A 3,105-nucleotide genomic window follows, 5' to 3' on the forward strand; every position below is an offset into this window, starting at 1 on the left:
GGTCGTGATCCTGCCCGGAATTTGAACGAGTGGCCCCCTGGCCTTGCCCGACGCGGGCCCCGGCCCGGGGAGGTGGGTAAAGCCCACGGAGCCGACCGGCCCACCTCCGGGCCTCCGCTCTGGCCAACTCCCCGCCGTGGCCTGGCCGTCGGCCTGGCGGTCGTCGTGCGGGCGCGTCCGGCCTTCTCCGCGCTTCCGGTGGTCCGCTGTGCTGCTTCTGCGCGGCCTGGTCGCTGGCCGGCCCGCGGTGGCGGAGCCGAGAGCGGGCCGGGTGGGCGGCCGTGCCGCGCGCGACCCGCGTCAGCGGGTCGCCTTGAAGACGTAGAGAAAGTTTGGACGCATCCCGCTTCGGCGGTACGCCGTGGTCGTTAGCCGAGCGTCCGGCTGGGCCGCTGGCCTGGTGCCATGGCCTGCGGGTTGTGGGTCATGTTTCCGGCTGGCGGTGGTGGTTCTACTCGGCTCGGGTGACCTTGGCGTGGTCGGTGAAGACGCGTCTGAAGAGCTCGTGGCCGGTGCGTCCGGTGTGGCGGAGTGCCCAGTCCTGTGCGGCTTCCTGCTCGGAATGGGGTCCGGATTCGGCTCCGCAGTTGGCAGCGGCGCAGAACACCTCGTAGGTGGGGACTGTAAAACGTTCGGTGTAACTCCTGATCAAGGAAGATGCATCGATGACCAGTGAGAACGTGACCGAGGCCGAGTCCGTCGAGGCGGCTGAGCCGCAGTCGGCGAAGGCGGTGGACGACCAGCTCATCGACGAGCTGGTGGGCCGCGCCCAGGCCGAGGGCCTGCAGCTGACGGGTGAGGGCGGGCTGCTGCAGCAGCTGACGAAGCGGCTTCTGGAATCCGCCCTCGAAGGCGAGATCACCGACCATCTCGGCTATGACAAGCACGATCCGGCCGGGAAGAACGGCGGCAACAGCCGCAACGGGACCCGGGCCAAGACCGTGCTCACGGACGTCGGCCCGGTGGAGATAGCCGTGCCCCGCGACCGTGAAGGCTCGTTCGAGCCGAAGATCGTCAAGAAGCGGCAGAAGCGTCTGTCCGGCGTCGACGAGATGGTCATCTCACTGTCCGCGAAGGGCCTGACGACCGGTGAGGTCCAGGCCCACCTGGCCGAGGTCTATGGCGCCGAAGTCTCCCGCCAGACGATCTCCACCATCACCGACAAGGTCATGGACGGCATGGCCGAATGGCAGAACCGTCCCCTCGACGCCGTCTATCCGGTGATCTTCATCGACGCGATCCACGTGAAGATCCGCGACGGCGCGGTGGCGAACCGGCCCATCTACGTGGCCCTGGCCGTGACCGTCGAGGGCCGCCGCGACATCCTCGGCCTGTGGGCCGGCGACGGAGGCGAGGGCGCCAAGCACTGGATGCACATCCTCACCGAGATCAAGAACCGCGGCGTCAACGACGTCCTCATGCTCGTCTGCGACGGTCTCAAGGGCCTGCCCGACGCCGTCGAGACCGTCTGGCCCCGCACCACGGTCCAGACCTGTGTGGTCCACCTGCTGCGGAACTCCTTCCGCTATGCCGCCCGCCAGGACTGGGACAAGATCGCCAAGCTCCTCAAGCCCGTCTACACCGCGGCGACCGAAGAGGCCGCGCTCGAGCGGTTCGCAGAGTTCGCCGATGCCTGGGGCAAGAAGTACCCGGCGATCGTGCGGCTCTGGGAGAACGCCTGGGAGGAGTTCACGCCGTTCCTCCGCTTCGACACCGAGATCCGCCGCATCGTCTGCACCACCAATGCGATCGAGTCCGTGAACGCCAGGATCCGGCGGGCGGTCAAGGCCCGCGGCCACTTCCCGAACGAGACCGCGGCCTTGAAGTGCGTCTACATGGCCATCATGTCGCTGGACCCCACCGGCAAGGGCCAGGCCCGCTGGACCATGCGCTGGAAGACCGCCCTGAACGCCTTCGACATCACCTTCGACGGCCGACTCTCCGCAGCCCGTCAGTAACCCCAACCACCCTGGTTACACCGTTCATTTGACAGACCCCGCCGCAGCCCTCGTCCGCTGACGTTGCCGTCAGCGTTGCCGTCAAACACCCCTGAAGCCAGGGCTTGATCAAGTTCCGTGAGTGTCCGGGTTGTTGGTGATGCCCAGGACGGCGAGTGCTCGTTCGGGGTCGTGGCGGATGGCGCGGGTGGTCTTGGCGATGTTGTCGGCTCCGAGGATCTTCAGGGTGCCGATGGCGAGGTTACGGATGGTGGCCATGGCGCGGGGTGCGGTGCCGGTGTGAATGGTCGAGGCGTCCTCGGCGAACGTGACATCTCGGATGTAGTGGGAGGAATTTTCGATTCCCCAGTGCTCGCGGATGGCGGCGGCGAGGTCGGCGGGGCGGGTTTGATGGGCGGCGAGGCTGGTGACCGCGTAGACGTTCTCGCGGGTTTCGGGCCGGCCGGTGGGCTTGCGGCGGCGGTGGACCCGGATGGCGAGGCGGGCGTGGGGGAAAGCGATGCCGCCGAGGTTGTCGGCGATGGCGCAGGTCTTGATCGAGCGGGACTCGCGGCGGCCGTGGGCGGTGGCGGAGGCGGTGTGCTGGACCTTGATCGAGGTCCAGGGCAGGGCGGCGAGCTGGGCGTGGGCGGTGGGCTGGTTGGTCTTGATGACGGCGATGTAGTGGGCCTTCTTCGTCTCGACCAGCCAGGTGATGTTGGCCTTCACCGAGTGCAGGGCATCGAAGGTGACGACGGTGTCGACGAGGTCGAGCGGCGCCAGCAGGGGCTTGAAGTGGCGCACTTCGTTGGTCTTCGCCCCCACTTCGACCTGGGCAATCGTGGCGACGCGGTCGTGGGTGACCGCCGAGAGCAAGTGACGGCGCGGCGTATCCAGGCGGACCGAGCCTTTGAGGGCCTTGCCGTCCACGGCGATGACCTGCCGCGATCGGGCCCCGGGCACGTCCGTGGGCGCGGTGATGCGGTGCCGGTCAGCCAGGTAGGCGCCCACGGCCCGGTCCAGGGCGTCGCCGTCAAGTGCCTGAAGGACGCGTCCGAGCGTGACCGGCTTGGGGCTGCGCCGCCAGCCGAGCAGGTGACGGCGTACCCCGAGGGATGCCAGCAGCGAGTTCGTGGCCCGCTCGCCGAACTCGGCGAGCTCGTCGATG

General features: G+C 68.3%; 2 protein-coding genes. One reads left to right on the plus strand and one right to left on the minus strand.

Going from position 1 to position 3,105, the window contains the following annotated elements; translation table 11 throughout:
- Positions 1-665: 665 nt before the first annotated feature.
- Positions 666-1,958, plus strand: a complete 1,293-nt coding sequence (locus ACFYWL_RS30890; RefSeq protein WP_386980264.1) for an IS256 family transposase — start codon at positions 666-668, stop codon at positions 1,956-1,958.
- A 108-nt stretch (positions 1,959-2,066) separates the two neighbouring features.
- On the opposite strand, the gene ACFYWL_RS30895 is transcribed toward ACFYWL_RS30890, so the two are convergent.
- A partial coding sequence (locus ACFYWL_RS30895; RefSeq protein WP_386980267.1) for an ISAs1 family transposase occupies positions 2,067-3,105 on the minus strand: 1,039 nt, incomplete at its 5' end.

The organism is Micromonospora sp. NPDC002575, from assembly GCF_042889525.1.
In the GTDB taxonomy this organism is placed as follows: Bacteria; Actinomycetota; Actinomycetes; order Mycobacteriales; family Micromonosporaceae; genus Micromonospora; species Micromonospora carbonacea.